A 17,024-nucleotide genomic window follows, 5' to 3' on the forward strand; every position below is an offset into this window, starting at 1 on the left:
CGCGCACAGAGTCCACAGGGTCCGGAGCCTCTCAGAACGCTTGGGCTCTCGGAGCTCCGGGCCGCGTCAGGCCTCGGTGACCAGCAGCGGCACCTCGGTCTCCGCCGTTGTGAAGGAGCCGTGGACGCCAGTCATGGAGATGGCCGACTCGGAGTGGACCCTGGGGTCCACGAGCACCCAGGTGCCGGCCATGGCTACGACGACGTCACCGACCACGCCTCGCGCCCGTGCCCTGAGAGCCCCCAGATGCTCGGCGGCCTGCTCGCGGGTGCCGATCCACGCCGCCCGCTCCCCCAGTACGTCACGGTACCGGCGGGCCACCTCCGCGGCGAGGTCGGCGTCTCCGTCGGCAACGTGCAGGTGCGTCAGGCGGGGCTCGCCGGCCACGGCGACGACGTCGCGCGCGAGCTCGCGGTGGGCGCTCAGGTCGATACGGTGGTCGGCATCGGTATCGACCATGCCGTGATCAGCACTCAAAATGAGTCTTGTGCCAGCGGGGACTCGGCGGACCAACTCGGCCATAGCGGCGTCGAGGCGCTCGAGCTGGGCCAGCCACTGCGCACTGAGCCAGCCGTGCCTGTGGCCAGTCTTGTCCAGCTCGCCGACATAGAGGTAGACCAGGGGTGTTCCACGGCGCAGGGCGCTCGCGGCCAGGCCGGGCCGGTCCTCCATGCGGTCGGCCCCCAGGTGCTCGGTGCCCCGCAGGGCTGCCTCGGTCAGGCCGGAACCGGCGAAGCGGGCCGGCCCGATGCTCACCGCGCTTCCTGCCGGGAGGCGCTCGAAGATCGTGGGAATGTCCTGCCAGGTCCGGGGGCTGGGGACGCCATCACCCTTCCAGGTGATGAGACTGAGGACCTGGTCGGAGCGGGGGGCCGTTGAAGCGGGAAGAGTAGGCCCCAGATGGGGCTTGAGCACCGAGTAGCCGACCATGCCGGTGGTGCCGGGCAGGGCGGAGGTTCCCAGCATGGTCAGGGCCGCAGCCGTCGTCGAAGGACGACAGGTGAGGATCCCGGCGCCGTCATTGCCGTCGCTGTTGTCCTGCTGAGCCAGCCAGCGTCGCAGAGTGGGGGTGTGCCCGCGACGCTGACGGAGCATCTCCAGGCCCAGCCCGTCCACGAGGACGACAACGGTTCCGGGGCTACCGTCGGGAGCCTCGCCGGGGCCGTCACCCACCTTGATCCCCCAGCTGCGGGCGACCAGACGGGCCTGGGAGTCGGAGACGACTGAATCAGCGACGACGTCGCTGTCGCACTCGATGTCGCCGAGGGTCAGCCCGGCACTGACAGCGCCAACCGCCAGGACGTAGCGCAGAGCCGGTTCCTGGACGGGTTTCGAAGCGGAAATCGGCGAGGTTTCCTCGGCAGCGGTCTGGAGCCTCATTACCGGTGCCGTCACAGGGAGGCGGCGCGGGCCGTCATCTGCGAGAGCCGGCTGGCGAAGGTCTCGGCCCGGGCCAGGGCCGCCGCTCCCTCGACGCCCGCGGCCACACGGATGACGACGTCGTCGGGTACGGAGACGCCGGTCATGCCGTGGTCGGCCTGGCAGTCGGGATCCCCGCAGGTGGCCGGTTCCATGTCGATGCGGCGCACCGATCCCCAGGAGACCGCGATCGTCATCTCGGTCAAGGTGCCGCCTCCCTGGGCGGGATCGGACACGCCCCGGGTCAGAGCCATGGAGCGGATGCGGCTGAGCGGAACGGCCTCGCTGGTGGCCAGGGCGCCGGGGCTGCCGTCGTCACGAGGGGCGTCGTCGACGTGGACGATGATGAGGCGGGTCGAGGTCAGGGACAGGACGGTCAGGTGCCGGTGGACGGCCTCGGCGAAGGTGGTCTCAGCCTGGACCATGCCGGAGATGATCTCCTCCTCGCCCGAGGCCAGCCGGAGGGTGTCGAGCACCAGCTCGGGATAGTAGCCGGCGAGCTCCACCTGCTGCGCCAGATCGACGGCCGCGTCCTGCAGCGCCTCAGAGGTAGCCGAGCCAGGGGCCGGGCTGGCGGCCGAGTTCTGGCGTGAGTGGGTCGTCATGGTCGTCATTGTGCCATCGTCGTCGAGTGCCGGTAGCCCGGCCCTGGCCTGGAGCGATCGCTCTCAGCGGGGGCGTCTGACCTGTCACGCCCGGGTGTCGTGGTTTGTTTTCGGCTCGGTTCCTCGGAGAATGCGCTCATGCCGAAGTCTGCCTCCACCCAGGCTCCTCCCCCGACCGACGGGGAGATCGTCGACCTTGACCTGTCCACGGAGATGCGTACCAGCTTCTTGGAGTACGCCTACTCCGTCATCTACGCGCGCGCCCTGCCCGACGCGCGCGACGGGCTCAAGCCGGTTCAGCGTCGCATCCTGTTCCAGATGGACCGCATGGGTCTGCGTCCCGACCGACCGCACGTGAAGTCCTCCCGGGTCGTGGGCGATGTCATGGGGCGGCTACACCCCCACGGCGACACCGCGATCTACGAGGCGCTGGTACGCCTGGCGCAGCCCTTCACGATGCGTCTGCCACTCATTGACGGGCACGGCAACTTCGGCTCCCTGGATGACGGTCCGGCGGCCCCCCGCTACACCGAGGCGCGTCTGGCCGCGTCGGCCCTGACGCTGACGGCGGACCTGGATGAGGACACGGTCGACTTCGCCCCAAACTACGACTACACACTCACCGAGCCCGAGGTGCTGCCGGCCGCCTTCCCGAACCTGCTGGTCAATGGCGCGGCAGGCATCGCGGTGGGCATGGCCACGAACATGCCGCCGCACAACCTCGTGGAGGTGGTTGCCGCTGCCCGGCACCTGCTGACCCACCCGGAGGCGAGCCTGGAGGAGCTCATGGCCTTCGTGCCGGGGCCGGATCTGCCCGCCGGTGGCATGATCGTGGGCCTGGACGGGATCCGGGAGGCCTACCGCGTGGGACGCGGCAAGTTCCTCACGCGGGCCACCGCCCACGTGGAGTCCGTCTCCCCACGCCGCAAGGGCATCGTGGTCACTGAGCTGCCCTACATGGTGGGGCCCGAGAAGATCATCGCCCGGATCAAGGAGGCGGTGGGATCCAAGAAGCTCCAGGGCATCACCGACGTCGCGGACCTGACCGACCGCAGGCACGGAACCCGCCTGGTCATCAGCGTCAAGAACGGTTACAACCCCGAGGCCGTCCTGGCCCAGCTCTACAAGCACACGCCGCTGGAGGACTCCTTCGGCATCAACAACGTCTCCCTCGTGGACGGCCAGCCCCACACCCTGGGGCTGCGCGAGCTGCTGGAGGTGTTCGTGCGCCACCGTCTCACGGTGGTCACCCGGCGCACCCGGTTCCGCCTAGGCAAGCGCCGCGAGCGCGCCCACCTGGTGGACGGCCTGCTCATCGCCATCCTCGACATTGACGAGGTCATCGCCGTCATCCGCTCCTCCGACGACGCCGCCACGGCGCGCTCTCGGCTCATGCAGGTCTTCGACCTCACCGAGCCGCAGGCCAGCTACATCCTCGAGCTCCAGCTGCGCCGGCTCACGAAGTTCTCGGTTATCGAGCTGGAGAAGGAGCGCGACGAGCTGGCCCGGGAGATCGAGGCCCTCGAGGCGATCCTGGCCGACGAGGTCCTGCTGCGGCGCGTGGTCTCCCGTGAGCTGGCGGCCGTGGCCGAGCAGTTCGGCACCTCGCGGCGCACGGTGCTGCTGGAGACATCCGGCGAGCGTGTGACGTCGTCGGCCAGCGTCGCGCCGCCCGAGGACGACGCCTCGGGGGCCACCGGTGGCAGTACGGTCAAGCAGGCCAAAGCCTCCGCAGAGCCGATGACGCTCATGCCGGGTTCGTCCCCGGTCCCGCTGACCGTTCCCGACGACCCGTGCCGGGTGATGCTCTCGGCGACCGGCCTGGTGGCGCGCACCCCTGGCGCTGAGCCGGTCGCCCGCACCGGTGGGCGCCGGCCCCATGACGCCCTGACGTCTCAGGTGGCGACCACGGCGCGTGGGCGGATCGGTGCGGTCACCGACACGGGGCGGCTGGTGCTGCTCGATGTCGTCTCCACCTCGGAGGTGCCCCGCACAGAGGAGGCTCCGGGGCTGGCCGGTGCGACTCAGGTGCGCCAGCTGGTGGACACCGAGCCCGAGGAGAAGGTGGTGGGGCTGGTCCCGGTGGGCTCGGCCGACAACCCACCGATCGTTCTGGCCACGGCCGACGGTGTCATCAAGCGGGTCAAGCCCGGTGATGAGCCCAGGAACGCCGAGAGCTGGGAGGTCATCTCCCTGTCCGACGACGACCGGGTGGTCTTCGCCGGCACCGCGAGGGATACGGACTTCCTGGCCCTGGTGACCTCTGACGCCCAGCTGTTGCGGTTCCAGGCCGCCAAGGTGCGCCCGCAGGGCCGGGGCGCCGGTGGCATGGCGGGGATCTCGCTGCGCGAGGGCGCCCGGGTCATCGCCGGTGCGGCAGTTCCCGAGGATCTGCTGGCCGAGGCCGTGGTGGTGACGGTGGCCGGGTCCGAGAGCTCGCTTCCGGGCACCGGCGGTGGCAGTGTCAAAGTGACCCCGTTGGACCGGTACCCGGCCAAGGGACGGGCCACGGGCGGGGTGCGTTCCCACCGCTTCCTGCGCGGTGAGGACGAGCTGGTGGCCGCCTGGGTGGGAGTGGCGCCGGCGCGGGCGCTGCGCGAGGGCGGTAAGCCGGTCGCGCTGCCGGAGGCCGACGAGCGGCGCGACGGCTCCGGCTCACCACTGCCCTCCCCCATCATCGGCATCGGCTGAGCGGGTCGGACCTGGGCGGAGCGCCCCGGAAAACCGTCCGTGAACATGCCGGATGTGCCTAGAGTGACTCATGGCTGATCGACCGCCCGCAGACCTGCTGCTCAGGGACGTGCGTATCGTCCCCTTCCGTTCCCGCACCGAGCTGGGCAGGCTCCGTCGCGGCGGCTGGGGCCCGGGTCTCTTAGACGTTCCGCTCTGCCCGGGCGAGCCCGTGGACGTGCGCGTGGAGACCGGCCGCGTCGTCGAGGTGGGGCGGGGGCTGAGCACATATGGAACGCAGGTGCTTCAGGCCGGTGGCGCCTTCCTCATCCCAGGCCTGTGGGACGCCCACGCCCACCTGGACATGGAGGCGGCGCGCTCGGCTCGCATCGACACGCTGGCCACCGGCAGCGCCGAGGAGGCCCTGGAGCTGGTGGCCCAAGCGCTACGGGATCTGCCTGCGGGGTCGCGGCCGGCCACGATCCAGGGCTTTGGGCACCGCCTGTCCAACTGGCCTCGGGTGCCCACTGTGGCCGAGCTCGATGCCGTCACCGGTGAGATCCCCACGCTGCTCATCTCCGGGGACGTGCACTCAGGGTGGCTGAACTCGGCGGCGCTGCGTATCTTCGGTCTGCCGCAGGCCAGCGCCCAGGAGCTGGGGGCGCCGATGAAGGAGGATCCCTGGTTCGCTCTGCTGGACCGGCTCGATGAGGTCCCGGGCACGCGCGAGCTGCGCGAGTCCGGCTATCGGCAGGTCCTGGCCGACATGCTGGCCCGAGGGGTGACCGGGGTAGTCGACATGAGCTGGTCGGAGGATCCCGACGACTGGCCGAGGCGTCTGCAGGCCATGGCGGCTCAGGGCGTCCTTCCCGAGGCGCTGCCCCGCATCCGCATCGCGGTCTACCGCGACAAGCTGGAGCACTGGATCACCCGGGGCCTGCGCACCGGGACCGAGATGGCGGGCTCGCCGCACCTGCCCGATGGCTCCCCGGTACTGGTTCAAGGTCCGCTCAAGGTGATCGCCGACGGGTCGATGGGCTCGGGCAGCGCGCACATGTGCGAGCCCTACCCGGCCGAGCTGGGTCTGGAGCACGCCTGCGGCGTGGTCAATATCGACCGGGCCGAGCTCACCGATCTCATGGCCCGGGCCGGGCGGCAGGGTTACGAGATGGCCATCCACGCCATCGGGGACGCGGCTGTCGACGACGTCGCCGCCGCCTTCGCGAGCTCGGGGGCCGTCGGGCGCCTGGAGCACGCCCAGCTGCTGCCCGCCGACGCCCTCAATGACCCTGACGGTGCTCTTAGGCGCCTTGTGGCCTGCGGCGTTGAGCTGTCGGTTCAGCCGGCCCACCTCATCGACGACTGGGCGGCGGTGGGCCGGGTATGGCCGGGGCTGGAGGAGCGCACCTACGCGTTTGCGGACATGGTGGCCGCGGGGGCTCTGCTGCAGCTGGGATCGGATGCCCCGGTGGCGCCGCTGGACCCGTGGCTGGCGATGTCGGCGGCTGTCGGGCGCAGGACGCCGGACGGCTCGGTATGGTCGCCCGCTCAGCGGCTCACGGCCGAGGAGGCTCTGGCGGCCAGTGTCGACGGTGCCGACCCGGTGGCGGTGGGTTCACCGGCCGACCTGGTACTCCTGGCCGAGGACCCTCTGCGTCTCGGGGCCGAGGCGCTGGCCCGGGTGAGGCCTCTGGCCACGATCGTGGCCGGCGCCGTGGCCCACCAGCGGGCCTGAACCGCCCGGGTCGACGCTGGGTAGGCTGCTCAGACGTCGAGGGCGTAGAGGATGGTGCCGCGGGTGGGGACGTAGCCCAGGGACTGATACAGGTCGACGGCGCCGCTGGGGTTGTCGGTGTCGACGCCGGCGGCGGCGTACTCCATGCCGTCGGCCGCGTAGGCTCGCATGGCGGCCACGAGCAGCGCGGGCCCGATCCGGCGGTGGCGGTAGTCGCTGAGGACCCCGAGCACGTCGGTGTACCCCTCGCGCCAGCCCAGGGCCTCCCAGTCCTGCTCGTAGCGGCCAGAGCGCAGGTATCCGGCCACGCGGGCCCGGTCCCCGGAGCGGTCCATGGCCACGAAGCTCCACTGCGGGGCGAAGTAGGCGCTGCCTGCGGTCCAGTCCTCCGGGGTGATGTTCTCGGCCTTCCAGGTCTCGGCCATGGCCTGGTCGTAGGCGCGCCGAACATCGCTGTCGATCTCGGGGATCCACGGATCGATGGTGATGAACCCGTCCACGTCCACCTCGGGGATCTCGTCGCCGAGGAAGCGGCGCACCTCACGGTACCAGCGCATCGGTTCGAACCCCATGTCCTTGAGGTGTCCCTGCATGCGCTCGTCGTCCTCCATGACGGTGGTGACCACGTGTGCGGGAACCTGAGCAGCGCTCCGCCCCGGGACGGAACCGGCCCGCTCGGCACCCACGAGGTGGCGGGCCCGCTCGGCCTGCCAGTGCAAGAGGGCGCGGCCGATGCCGCGCTTGCGCAAGGCCGGGTCCACGGTGCCGGTCATGGAGGCGTAGATCTCGCCGGCCGGGCGCAGCCGTACCAGTCCGAAGGCGCGCATGATGCCGTCGGTGTCGCGGCCGGCGACCCCGGAGTAGGTGGGGTCGAGGAAGTACTCGGCTGTCTCCTGCTCGCTGGTGCGGTAGGGAGGGTTGTCGACCTCCTCGGCCCGGGCGATGAGCGCGGCCAGCTCGTGGTTGTCCTCCGGGCCCAGCGGCCGCCAGGACAGCTCGCGTGACAACGCCGAGCGGGGCCCCGGGCGCAGGATGGGCCACGGTGAGGAGCCCGCCCGGCGGATGCCGTAACCGGGTGCCATAGCGCACCTCCCTCATGAGGACGAAGAATGACGATCAGTCAACGAGTACCTGCCTCGGCCTCTGACGGGCCGTGACGCGAAGGCTACCGAGACTACCTGAAGGAGCTGTCGAACCTCCGATCGTTGGTCAGGCGTCGATGCGCTCGCGATCAACGTCACGGGCGCCCTCGACGATGAAGTCGCGGCGGGGCTCGACCGACGAACCCATGAGAAGCTCAAAAATGGATTCGGCCTCCATGACCTGGGCCTCGTCCCCCAGCGTGATGCGCCGCAGAGTGCGGTGCTGGGGCTCCATGGTGGTCTCGGCGAGCTGGTGGGCGTCCATCTCCCCCAAGCCCTTGTAGCGCTGGGGCTCCTTGAAGCTGCGGCCCGAGCGCTCCAGGCGGCGCAAGGTGGTGATGAGCTCCTCGTCGGAGTAGGTGTAGATGATCTCCTTCTTGCGCCGCCCCGAACCGGACACCTCGATGCGGTGCAGGGGCGGGACGGCGGCGAAGACCCGCCCCGCCTCGATCATGGGACGCATGTAACGGAAGAAGAGAGTCAGCAGGAGGGTGCGGATGTGGGCGCCGTCGACGTCGGCGTCGGTCATGAGAATGACCTTGCCGTAGCGGGCGGACTCGAGGTCGAAGGTGCGTCCGCTACCGGCACCGACCACTTGGATGATGGCCGAGCACTCGACGTTGCGCAGCATGTCGGCCTGGGAGGCCTTCTGCACGTTGAGGATCTTGCCGCGGATAGGCAACAACGCCTGGAACTCGGAGTTGCGCGCGTTCTTGGCGGTGCCCAGGGCGGAGTCGCCCTCAACGATGAACAGCTCGGAGGCGGCGACGTCGTCACTGCGGCAGTCGGCGAGCTTGGCCGGCAGGGAGGAGGTCTCCAGGGCGGTCTTGCGACGGGTGATCTCCTTGTGCAGCCGGGCCGAGACACGGGCGCGCATCTCGCCGACGATCTTCTCCTCCAGAGCGCGCGCCTGGGTCTTGAGGTCCCGCTTGGAGGAGGTCAGCAGGGTGGTGAGCTCGCGCTCGACCACCTTGGAGACGATCTGTCGCACGGGCCCGGTGCCCAGGACCTCCTTGGTCTGGCCCTCGAACTGGGGCTCCGGCACGCGCACCGTGATGACGGCGGTCAGGCCCGCCATGATGTCGTCCTTCTCGACCCGGCCGTCCTTGGAGGTGATCTTCAGGGCCCGGGAGTCGGCCTCGATGCGCTTGCGCAGCACCTTGGTGAGAGCCTGCTCGAAGCCGGTCAGGTGGGTGCCGCCCATGGGGGTGGCGATGATGTTGACGAAGGAGCGCTCGGTGGTCTCGTACCCGATCCCCCAGCGCAGGGCGACGTCGACGGTGCAGGTGCGCTCGACCTCCACGGGTCGCAGGTGTCCGCTGGCGCGGTCGAGCTGCTGGACGGTCTCGGTGTAGGTGCCCTCGCCGGTGAGGCGGAAGGTGTCGGTCACCGAGCCGTCGGAGGCCAGGAAGTCGACGAAGTCGGCCGTGCCTCCCAGGGCCTGGAAGACCTCGACGCCGTCATCGTCTCCGGTATCGAACAGGTCGCCGCGGTTCTCAGTGGCGTTCTTCGCGGCCGCCCGCAAGGTGACCTCGTGGACGGCGTCATCGGTCTCCCCGGCGTCGGCGGCGGGTGTGTTGGAGGCGGCGATGGCCTCGGCCTCGGGGCGCTTGTCCTCCAGGCGCAGGGTGAGTCCGGGCACGAGGAAACTGGTCTGGCGCAGCCGGGCGCGCAGGGCGGCGGCGTCGTACTCGGTGGGGCGGGGGAAGATCTGGGGGTCGGCCCAGTAGCGCACGCGGGTGCCGGAGACGCCGCGGCGCACCTTGCCGATGACGCGCAGCTCGGAGGCCTTGGTGAACTCGGTGAAGGGCGAGGAGGGACCGCGCCCGGAGGAGTCGTCGAAGATACCGGGCTCACCGCGGTGGAAGCTCATGGCGTAGGTCTTGCCGCCACGGTCGACCTCGACGTCCATGCGCTCGGCCAGGGCGTTAACGACGGAGGCGCCCACGCCGTGAAGACCGCCGGCAGCACCGTAGGACCCGCCTCCGAACTTCCCGCCGGCGTGCAGCTTGGTGTAGACGAGCTCGACGCCGGTCAGGCCGGAGGAGGGCTCGATGTCGACGGGCACGCCACGCCCGTTGTCGCGCACCTCGATGGAGCCGTCGTCGTGAACGGTCACCGAGATGTCGTCACCGTGTCCCTCGAGGGCCTCGTCGACGGCGTTGTCGACGATCTCCCACACGCAGTGCATGAGGCCGCGCTGGTCGGTGGAGCCGATGTACATTCCCGGGCGCTTGCGCACGGCCTCGAGCCCCTCCAGGACGGAGAGGTGGCGGGCGGAGTAGTCGCCCCGGCTGGTCTTGTTCTCGGATGACGGCACGCTGGGAATCTAGCCGATCAGCGCCGCCAGCGCCTCGTGCCCCGCCGTGAGGAGGCGTGTGGCGTCATACGTCATGCAACCGCAGAGCTCCCCAATGCCACTGGGCCACTCACGTCACAGGAGCGGGAGCGCGGGGCACACCCGGGCGCTGCCGATACCGCGGTCCGCCTTGCCCAGCCGGAAGCGCACCCGCCGCTTGAGCACAGTGCCTGAGACGGCCCGTCCGCCCACCAGGCCCTCGGCCGGGAAGAGCGTGAAGGTCCACCGCTCGGCGTAGTCGGAGTCGGGGACGAGGCCGGGCGAGCACTGCAGGAGGCGTGCGCCCCAGACCTGACGGGTCATGAGGGTGCGGGTATCGACGCCATCGACCTCGAAGCGCTCGGCGGAGGCACCGGTGATGTCCTCATAGCTTCCCGCGGAGATACCGTACTGGCCGACGACGCCGACCACCACCGCCCAACCGTCCCGCTCCAGCGTGAGTCCGTTGACGTCACCGAGCCTCGCTCCCTCCCCCAGGGCCGGATCGACGAGATCGTCGACCAGGTCAGGCTGCTGGCCACGACGGATATCAGGGTCGATGGCGCCCCGGGTGTCGAGCCGGTCGATCGCCGGGATCGTGAGCAGTCCGTAGTCGACGTCGTCGGCGAAGCGGAAGGAGGCGAAGTGCTCGCGCAGATGGGTCACCGCGCGCGCTGCCCGCTCCCAGCGGCTGCCGGTGCTCCCGCTGCGCCCCGTGCTCTCGTCCAGGCACTCGGCCACCACCTGAGCGGGCGGCCGCAGACCTTTGGCCTCCAGCGCCTGGAACAGGGCCGTGTTGGTTACCCAGCCCGAGCGTTCAAGGCGCGCGATCTCACGATCGCGGAACTCCTGCACCACCGACATCCTGACTGCTCCTCTCCCGAGCTTCCAGCCGTTGGCAAACCGCCGGTACCGCCTCCAGCATTCACCTGATCGGTCGGCCTCACGGTGAGGTGAGCCATGGCGGCGGTGCGCCGTGGGCGAAAGCGCGTGCGCCTCAGGCGGAAACGGCTCTTTCGGACGGTCGGAAGCACCTGCGTCATGATGCAATGCGGGCCATGAGCACAACCGGAATCTCGACCGCCGCACAGGCGGTGACCACCCTGGACGAGCAGACCACCTCTGCCGCCGACTCCACCAAGCGCCCACTGACCACCGCCGACCGCTGCGACGTCTGCGACGCGCAGGCCTATGTCCGAGTTGTCATGCTGACCGGCGAGCTCTTCTTCTGCGGTCACCACGCCCGTCAGCACGGTGAGAAGCTCAAGGAGGTCGCACTGCTGTTCCAGGACGAGACCGCGAGCCTGACCGCCGGCAACTGACGTGGACTTTTTCACGGAAATCCACGCCATCGTTCACTGAGTATCACTGCCGGTTCCCACCAGCCGCCGCTTATCCTCACTTCTGAGGCCCTGCCCCCAGTTCCCGCCCCGAGTCTCCCAGGCACAGAGCCTTACGCTGATCCAGCATCCCACCCGCTCCCAACCAGGCTCGACGAAGCCGCGTGACTCCCGAAGGAACTGTCTGTGAAACGCCCTATCCGCGCCCTGGCCATCTCTATCCTGCTTGTCTCCTGCGGTGCGCTGGCACTGACCGGCTGCTCAGGATCCTCCGGCTCTGGCGCGTCCGCCTCGGCGCACACCGCCCCGGCGGACGCGAAGGCCACCGGTCCTGTGGTCATCATCGACCTGCGCTCAGCCGAGGAGTACAAGCAGGGGCACCTGGAGGGAGCCGTCAACTACGACTTCTCCTCCGGCGACTTCTCCAAGGAGATCTCGGGACTGGACCGTAATTCCCAGTACCAGATCTATGGGACGGACGACCAGCCCAAGATGGCCAGTGCCGTCATGCGCAATGCCGGCTTCCCCAGCGTCACCGACCTGGGGACCCTCGACGCCGCCAAGAACACCACCGGCGCCAAGGTCATCACCGACTGACGCCCGTCGCCCCGGAGGCGAGCTCGGGCGGCCTCGTCCCAATCGCTCATAGAAGCGGCAGCTCCTCCAGGAGGCGGGCGAGATAAACGACCTGCCGGGGCACGTACTCGGCGATCGTCAGGCCGACGACGTCGGCCGCCCGCCCCAGATCCCTGGCCACGCGGTTGGTCTGGGTCACGCTCAGGCCGCCGCGATCGTAGCCCAGTCCCAGCCGGACCTCGTCGGCGTCCACGGTGTCGACGTCCAGATGGACGGCTACGCGGCTGCACCCGGTGGTCTCCAACCATTTCAGCAGGGGCGTCGTCGAGTCGCGCAGGTCGGCCGGGCCGAAGGCGTGCAGCCCCCACTTGGCGATGTTCGGGTAGTCGTCCTCGGTCCAGGAGTGCAGGCCCGCCAGGGCCAGGCGACTCGGGGAGACGAAGGCCGCCAGCTCATCCATCACCTCGACGTCACCGGTACCGATGATGTGGGAGACCGCCATGGCATGGTAACCGGGGTACTGGGAGTGCGAGGTGCCGATGTCAGGGTGGGAGTCGATCCAGACGACGGCCAGATCGTCTCCGTAACGGGCGGCGAGCTCAGTGAAGGGGACGACGGAAACAGCGCAGTCCCCGCCCAGGGTGAGGATCCTGGGAGCATCGTGCCGGGCGATCGCCTCGCGGGCGTCACGGATCCCAGCCAGGATCTGGGCGCGCGACTCCATGCCGTCGGTGACGAGCACCTCCTCGCCGATAGGCCCGTCGCTGACGGGAACGATCTCTGTGGGACCGGCGTGCTCGGGCAGGAGCGCTGTCAGCACCCGGGTTCCCAGTGCGTAGACGCGCCGCGCCTCCCCGTAGGGCAGCTCGGGCAGTAGGCTCCGCACCGAGGACTCCCCCGCCCCCTGCCACTGGGGCCAGACGAGGCGGAGGGTGTCGGACTGGGCGAGGGCAGTGCGTGCGTGAACCATCTCAGTACTCCCGGGCGAAGACGTCTCCCGGTCCTCAGTCTACGAGCCCGGGCTGTGCGCCACCCGAGTCGGTCCTGAGCCGCACGGGCAGAAGTGCCCGGTGGGAGCAGTCACGACCGCGGAAGAATCTCAGAAGGCTTCATCTGAAAGACTCAGGCCTCGCTCTGGCACTCGGCAGGGACGGGTTTCACCATGGGCAGCGGCCAACCGAGCCGAGGAGACGAGTAGGAGAATCGCCGTGGACCAACAGCTAAAGGCCAAGGCCGGCCTCGGCCGCTCTCTGACTGTCAGCGCCCTGACTGCTGCGACCGCAGGTGCGGTGTGATTCCGCTTCCCTTCCTCGGGGTACCGCTGTCCTTTATCGCCCTCGTCATGGGCGTCGCGCACCTGCGCAGCTCGAGCCAGTATAGGCGACCGGCGTGGGCGGCCGTGGTGATCGCCTCGGTGACGCTGGTCGCGACACTCGTACTCGCCATGACTCTTCTGGCCGTTAGAACGGAGCCCACGACAACGACACCGCGGCAACCGGTTCCAGTGCGGACCGCACCGTCGGCTTCGGAAAACAGCCGAGGCTGAGGCCCGGTCTCATCAGTCCCCGGCGGTCGCGTCCAGCATGGTCTTAACGGCCTCGGTGAAGTAGGGACCTCGGTTCACGCCTCCCTGAGACCGCCACAGGGCGGTCACCGACCGCACGTAGCCGAGCCCAGTGGCCTCGTCGTACCGGTAGAGCCAGGGTCCTCCCGAGGCACCCTTACCGAAGTCGCATCCCTCGGTCCTCACTTTGCCCTCCGACTCCTCCGTGGTCCTGACGCAGGAGTAGATGGTGCCGCGGCCGTCGGGGGTTGTCTTGTTGGTGGGGTATCCGAAGATCGTGGCCTGGAAGACGTAACTGCCTCCCCAAGCCAGACCGTGGCCGCCTACGACGTCGACGACCGGCTTGTTCGCGTCTCCGCCATTGTTGAGCGTGGCGTAGGCGACGTCGTTGCTGTAGTCGGTCTGATCGGCTCGCCAGCCGTCAGAGGTGCGCATCGACCGGATCGTCCAGACTCCCACCGGGTCCGGGTCGGCCTGGGTGCGGTCGTAGTCGGGGACGAAGACCGCGTCCTTCGCCCAGCCGTTCGCGGAGCTGTAGACGCAGTGGGCCGCAGTGATGATCACACTCTTGGACGGAGTATTGAGGACCGAGGCGCTGCAGTAGGCGTTGTCAGGGTCGTAGCCGTTGAAGAACAACTTCCCCTTGGCCCTGGCCGGCGGGGTCGCACCTCCGTCGGCAGCCGGGGCAACGGGCTCAGTCGTTCCGGCCGGATCCGTCGAGCTGAAGCTGTCGCCGCCGTTCTCAGCGGCCACCGGCTGCTCCTGAGCAGAATCATCAGCCGCGTCGGCGTCCAAGGGCTTGGCTGCGGCCATGCGCTCGTGCGTCCAGTACCTCAGAACATCCTGGTCCGCCTCATGACTTACCTCGGCCGCCGGCCGCTCATCGGGGATCGGCTCGGCGTTCTTACCGAAGCTGGTGGGCGCGGTCACCGCTGTCGAGGACGCGCTGGAAGCTTCACCTCCGGCCTGTGGGGACTCGGCAGCATGGGTCGAGGTGGCCAGTGGCGACAGCGGAAGAAGCCCTGTTACCGCTAGCATGAGGACCGCAACCAGTGCGGCGTAGCCGCGTGAAGAAAGGGAAGAGTTTGTCATGGGTTGACTCCTGTGGAGGCGGATGCGCTGTTCGGCAGCGGACACACGCTCCGCCTCGTTTCAGCAGGTGCACCGCAGTGAGATCAGGTCGCCGACGACAACCACATAATTTACCATCCAGTTCTAATCCAGGCTCGGTAAAAATGGTGCACTGGTCCGTGTCCGTGCCCGATGCCCAGGGCGTCGGCGTGCTCGATGGCCCCGGTGAGGTAGTCCTTGGCGTCCCGCACCGCCTCCAGCCAGGTCGCCCGGCGCGGTCGCAGCGAGGCGATCGCTGAGGACAGCGTGCAGCCCGTGCCATGGGTGTTGCTCGTAGTGACCCTGCGACCGTGCAGGATCTCGACGGCGCCGGCATCGGCGTAGACGTCAATGGCCTCACTCGTGCTGCCCGAGTCGTCTGCGTCCCCGGTGAGGTGGCCACCCTTGACCAGCACCCGCCGCGCCCCCAGGTCCAGCAGGCGCCGCGCCTGGGTGCGCAGCTCCCCGAGGGTCGCAGCGGGCTCCTCGCTCAGCAGGACGGCCGCCTCGTGAAGGTTAGGAGTGATGAGTTCGGCTTTGGCGCACAGACGGCGCACGGCGCCGACCGCCTTCTTATCCAGGAGACGGTCTCCGGAGGTGGCGACCATGACCGGGTCGAGCACCGTGCGGGAGAGCCCGGGAAGGTACTCCCCCACGGCGTCGGCCAGCTCAGCCGTGGCAAGCATGCCGATCTTCGTGGCATCGGGGACGATGTCATCCAGTAGCGTGTCCAGCTGGAGACGGACGAAGTCGACCGGCACGGCGTGTACACCGGCCACACCGCGCGTCGACTGGGCAGTCAACGCCGTGATGACACTCGTCGCGTAGGCACCGAGGGCGCTCATGGCCTTCATGTCGGCCTGAATGCCGGCGCCACCGCTGGGATCTGAGCCGGCGATAGTCAAGGCGGTCGCGGTTGCCGAACGCTGCTGGCTCATCGCCGACCTCCTTCGTCCCAGGCACGGTGCAGGTCGGCGGCGACGCTCCTGGGGTCCTCGGCCGTGCAGATGGCTGATACGACGGCGGCACCGGCCAGACCACCCGCCCGGAGGGCCGGCAGGTCGCTGACCGTAATGCCGCCAATGGCCACAGCAGGCAGATCGGTCAAGGCAGCCATGCGCGCCACGCCGTTCACCCCCAGGCTCTTCGGGGCGTCGGCCTTGGTGGCGGTGAGGTGAACGACGCCGATGCCGACGTGGTCGCAGGCGCCCTGCTCCTGGGCGGTGCACAGCTCGTCGGGAGTCGCGGCCGACAGCCCGAGGTAGGCGTCCTCCCCGACGAGACGGCGTGCGATGCGAGCGGGCAGGTCCGACTGGCCGAGGTGTACCCCGGCCACGGACGCTCCCTGATCACGCGCCGCCAGGAAGATGTCGACGCGGTCGTTGACGATGACGGGGACCTGATCACCGACCACCTCGGCCACCTCCAGCACCTGAGTCAGGAAGAGTCCGCCGTCGGCCCCCTTGGCGCGCAGCTGAACGCAGGTGACTCCGCCGTCGACAGCGGCCTCAACGGTGGCCAGGACGTCTCTGCCGCGCGAGCGGCACTGGCCCTCATCGGTGATGAGGTAAACCGACAAGTCCGGCACGGCCCTCATACCAGCCCTCCCTGCGCGGCGGTGGTCGCCCCGGTAGCACTGACGCTGACGTTCTGCAGGTCCTGCACCTCAAGGGTGTACAGGGCGTCGAGGAAGGCCGGCGGGAAGGATCCGGGGCCGGTTGATCGAGCCTCCGCGCGCTCGGCAGCAGCGCTGTAGACGGCGTGCGCAGCGACAACAGCGCTCACGTCACCCAGACCCTCCTTCCGCCCCGCCCCGAGAAAGGCCGCGACCACCGCACCCAGAGCGCAGCCCCCGCCGGTCATCCGAGTCAGTAGCGCGGAGCCACCCTGAATATGGACGACGCTCTCGCCGTCGGTGACCAGGTCGACGGGCCCGGAGACGGCGACGACGCAGCCGTGGCTGCGGGCCAGGTCGCAGGCCGGATCGAGCGCCGCGGCGACGTCGTCGGCGGTCTCGACGCCCCGCCCACCGCTGCCGTCACCGGCCAGAGCCAGGATCTCCGAGGCATTGCCCCGTACGACGCTCGGTCCCCGGCTGAGGAGCTCATGGGCCAGCGCAGTGCGGTGCGTCAGCATGCCGATGGCCACCGGGTCGAGGACCCACGGCGTGCCCGCGTCAGCCGCCGCAGCCACGGCCTCGCGGGCGGCGTCCCGCTGCTCGGGCTGAGGCGTGCCGAGGTTGATGAGCAGCGTGGAGGCGACGCGGGCAAAAGGGCCCGCCTCTCCCGTGATGTCCACCATGGCCGGCGCCGCGCCCAGAGCCAGGAGAACGTTAGCGGTGATGTTGGTGACCACCGTGTTGGTGATGCAGGAGACCAGCGGGGCGTGGCGGCGTACCGCCTCAAGCGCCGCTGGGGTAGACATGCCCCAGTGCATGTGACATCCCTTCGTCAGTACTAGCTGGACAGGTTCGACGGGTGTGTTCTCAGCCATGTGGCACCCCGTGTCACGATCGAGACACTAGC

14 protein-coding genes and 1 riboswitch are annotated in these 17,024 nt (G+C 69.4%); of the genes, 4 read left to right on the plus strand and 10 right to left on the minus strand.

Features of this window, described 5'->3' with window-relative positions; all coding sequences use genetic code 11:
• Window positions 1-66 precede the first annotated feature (66 nt).
• Window positions 67-1,380, minus strand: a complete 1,314-nt coding sequence (locus HMPREF9056_RS09145) for an alkaline phosphatase family protein (RefSeq protein ID WP_009404720.1) — start codon at window positions 1,378-1,380, stop codon at window positions 67-69.
• Window positions 1,381-1,391: 11 nt separating this feature from the next.
• Window positions 1,392-2,024 (minus strand): DUF5998 family protein, encoded by a 633-nt coding sequence (locus HMPREF9056_RS09150; protein WP_050793032.1) that lies wholly within the window; start codon window positions 2,022-2,024, stop codon window positions 1,392-1,394.
• 138 nt (window positions 2,025-2,162) lie between these two features.
• On the opposite strand from HMPREF9056_RS09150, the gene HMPREF9056_RS09155 reads away from it, so the two are divergent.
• Together HMPREF9056_RS09155 and HMPREF9056_RS09160 are read left to right on the plus strand one after the other, a co-directional pair.
• The gene (locus HMPREF9056_RS09155; protein WP_009404723.1) at window positions 2,163-4,715 is read left to right on the plus strand and encodes a DNA topoisomerase (ATP-hydrolyzing) subunit A; all 2,553 of its coding nucleotides are present in this window, start codon (window positions 2,163-2,165) and stop codon (window positions 4,713-4,715) included.
• Window positions 4,716-4,785: 70 nt separating this feature from the next.
• Entirely contained in the window at window positions 4,786-6,429 is a 1,644-nt protein-coding gene (locus HMPREF9056_RS09160) for an amidohydrolase (protein ID WP_009404724.1), read from the plus strand.
• Window positions 6,430-6,458: 29 nt separating this feature from the next.
• On the opposite strand, the gene HMPREF9056_RS09165 is transcribed toward HMPREF9056_RS09160, so the two are convergent.
• The 3 genes from HMPREF9056_RS09165 to HMPREF9056_RS09175 form a co-directional block, all read right to left on the minus strand.
• Window positions 6,459-7,511, minus strand: a complete 1,053-nt coding sequence (locus HMPREF9056_RS09165; RefSeq protein WP_009404725.1) for a GNAT family N-acetyltransferase — start codon at window positions 7,509-7,511, stop codon at window positions 6,459-6,461.
• Window positions 7,512-7,638: 127 nt separating this feature from the next.
• On the minus strand, window positions 7,639-9,891 hold the full coding sequence (locus HMPREF9056_RS09170; protein WP_009404726.1) for a type IIA DNA topoisomerase subunit B: 2,253 nt from the start codon (window positions 9,889-9,891) through the stop codon (window positions 7,639-7,641).
• A 114-nt stretch (window positions 9,892-10,005) separates the two neighbouring features.
• On the minus strand, window positions 10,006-10,773 hold the full coding sequence (locus HMPREF9056_RS09175; protein WP_009404727.1) for a hypothetical protein: 768 nt from the start codon (window positions 10,771-10,773) through the stop codon (window positions 10,006-10,008).
• Window positions 10,774-10,958: 185 nt separating this feature from the next.
• On the opposite strand from HMPREF9056_RS09175, the gene HMPREF9056_RS09180 reads away from it, so the two are divergent.
• Both HMPREF9056_RS09180 and HMPREF9056_RS09185 read left to right on the plus strand, forming a co-directional pair.
• Entirely contained in the window at window positions 10,959-11,231 is a 273-nt protein-coding gene (locus tag HMPREF9056_RS09180; protein WP_009404728.1) for a hypothetical protein, read from the plus strand.
• Between the two features lie 204 nt (window positions 11,232-11,435).
• Entirely contained in the window at window positions 11,436-11,846 is a 411-nt protein-coding gene (locus HMPREF9056_RS09185) for a rhodanese-like domain-containing protein (protein ID WP_034514349.1), read from the plus strand.
• Between the two features lie 46 nt (window positions 11,847-11,892).
• Here HMPREF9056_RS09185 and HMPREF9056_RS09190 read toward each other — a convergent pair whose 3' ends face one another.
• From HMPREF9056_RS09190 to thiM, 5 genes are all read right to left on the minus strand, one after another.
• A complete protein-coding gene (locus HMPREF9056_RS09190) occupies window positions 11,893-12,795 on the minus strand; it encodes an arginase family protein (protein ID WP_009404730.1) in 903 nt (300 codons plus the stop codon).
• A gap of 588 nt (window positions 12,796-13,383) precedes the next feature.
• Window positions 13,384-14,481, minus strand: a complete 1,098-nt coding sequence (locus HMPREF9056_RS09200; protein WP_050793033.1) for a serine protease — start codon at window positions 14,479-14,481, stop codon at window positions 13,384-13,386.
• Window positions 14,482-14,591: 110 nt separating this feature from the next.
• Entirely contained in the window at window positions 14,592-15,437 is an 846-nt protein-coding gene (thiD, locus tag HMPREF9056_RS09205) for a bifunctional hydroxymethylpyrimidine kinase/phosphomethylpyrimidine kinase (RefSeq protein WP_009404734.1), read from the minus strand.
• A complete protein-coding gene (gene thiE, locus HMPREF9056_RS09210; protein WP_009404735.1) occupies window positions 15,434-16,096 on the minus strand; it encodes a thiamine phosphate synthase in 663 nt (220 codons plus the stop codon). The genes thiD and thiE overlap by 4 nt, the downstream gene beginning before the upstream one ends.
• A complete protein-coding gene (gene thiM / locus HMPREF9056_RS09215) occupies window positions 16,093-16,923 on the minus strand; it encodes a hydroxyethylthiazole kinase (RefSeq protein ID WP_034514404.1) in 831 nt (276 codons plus the stop codon). Before thiM ends, thiE begins: the two co-directional genes overlap by 4 nt.
• A 1-nt stretch (window position 16,924) precedes the next feature.
• A riboswitch (TPP riboswitch) is annotated at window positions 16,925-17,013 on the minus strand.
• Window positions 17,014-17,024: the final 11 nt, after the last annotated feature.

It is taken from the genome of Actinomyces sp. oral taxon 170 str. F0386 (genome assembly GCF_000195595.1).
GTDB lineage: Bacteria > Actinomycetota > Actinomycetes > Actinomycetales > Actinomycetaceae > Actinomyces.

Excerpts from the sequence above, each read along its gene's own strand:
- HMPREF9056_RS09160 (WP_009404724.1), top strand. The coding sequence starts at position 4,786 with ATGGCTGATCGACCGCCCGCAGACCTGCTGCTCAGGGACGTGCGTATC.
- thiE (WP_009404735.1), bottom strand. The coding sequence starts at position 16,096 with ATGAGGGCCGTGCCGGACTTGTCGGTTTACCTCATCACCGATGAGGGC.
- HMPREF9056_RS09190 (WP_009404730.1), bottom strand. The coding sequence starts at position 12,795 with ATGGTTCACGCACGCACTGCCCTCGCCCAGTCCGACACCCTCCGCCTC.
- HMPREF9056_RS09145 (WP_009404720.1), bottom strand. The coding sequence starts at position 1,380 with ATGAGGCTCCAGACCGCTGCCGAGGAAACCTCGCCGATTTCCGCTTCG.
- HMPREF9056_RS09155 (WP_009404723.1), top strand. The coding sequence starts at position 2,163 with ATGCCGAAGTCTGCCTCCACCCAGGCTCCTCCCCCGACCGACGGGGAG.
- thiD (WP_009404734.1), bottom strand. The coding sequence starts at position 15,437 with ATGAGCCAGCAGCGTTCGGCAACCGCGACCGCCTTGACTATCGCCGGC.
- HMPREF9056_RS09150 (WP_050793032.1), bottom strand. The coding sequence starts at position 2,024 with ATGACGACCCACTCACGCCAGAACTCGGCCGCCAGCCCGGCCCCTGGC.
- HMPREF9056_RS09165 (WP_009404725.1), bottom strand. The coding sequence starts at position 7,511 with ATGGCACCCGGTTACGGCATCCGCCGGGCGGGCTCCTCACCGTGGCCC.
- thiM (WP_034514404.1), bottom strand. The coding sequence starts at position 16,923 with ATGTCTACCCCAGCGGCGCTTGAGGCGGTACGCCGCCACGCCCCGCTG.
- HMPREF9056_RS09175 (WP_009404727.1), bottom strand. The coding sequence starts at position 10,773 with ATGTCGGTGGTGCAGGAGTTCCGCGATCGTGAGATCGCGCGCCTTGAA.
- HMPREF9056_RS09200 (WP_050793033.1), bottom strand. The coding sequence starts at position 14,481 with ATGACAAACTCTTCCCTTTCTTCACGCGGCTACGCCGCACTGGTTGCG.
- HMPREF9056_RS09180 (WP_009404728.1), top strand. The coding sequence starts at position 10,959 with ATGCGGGCCATGAGCACAACCGGAATCTCGACCGCCGCACAGGCGGTG.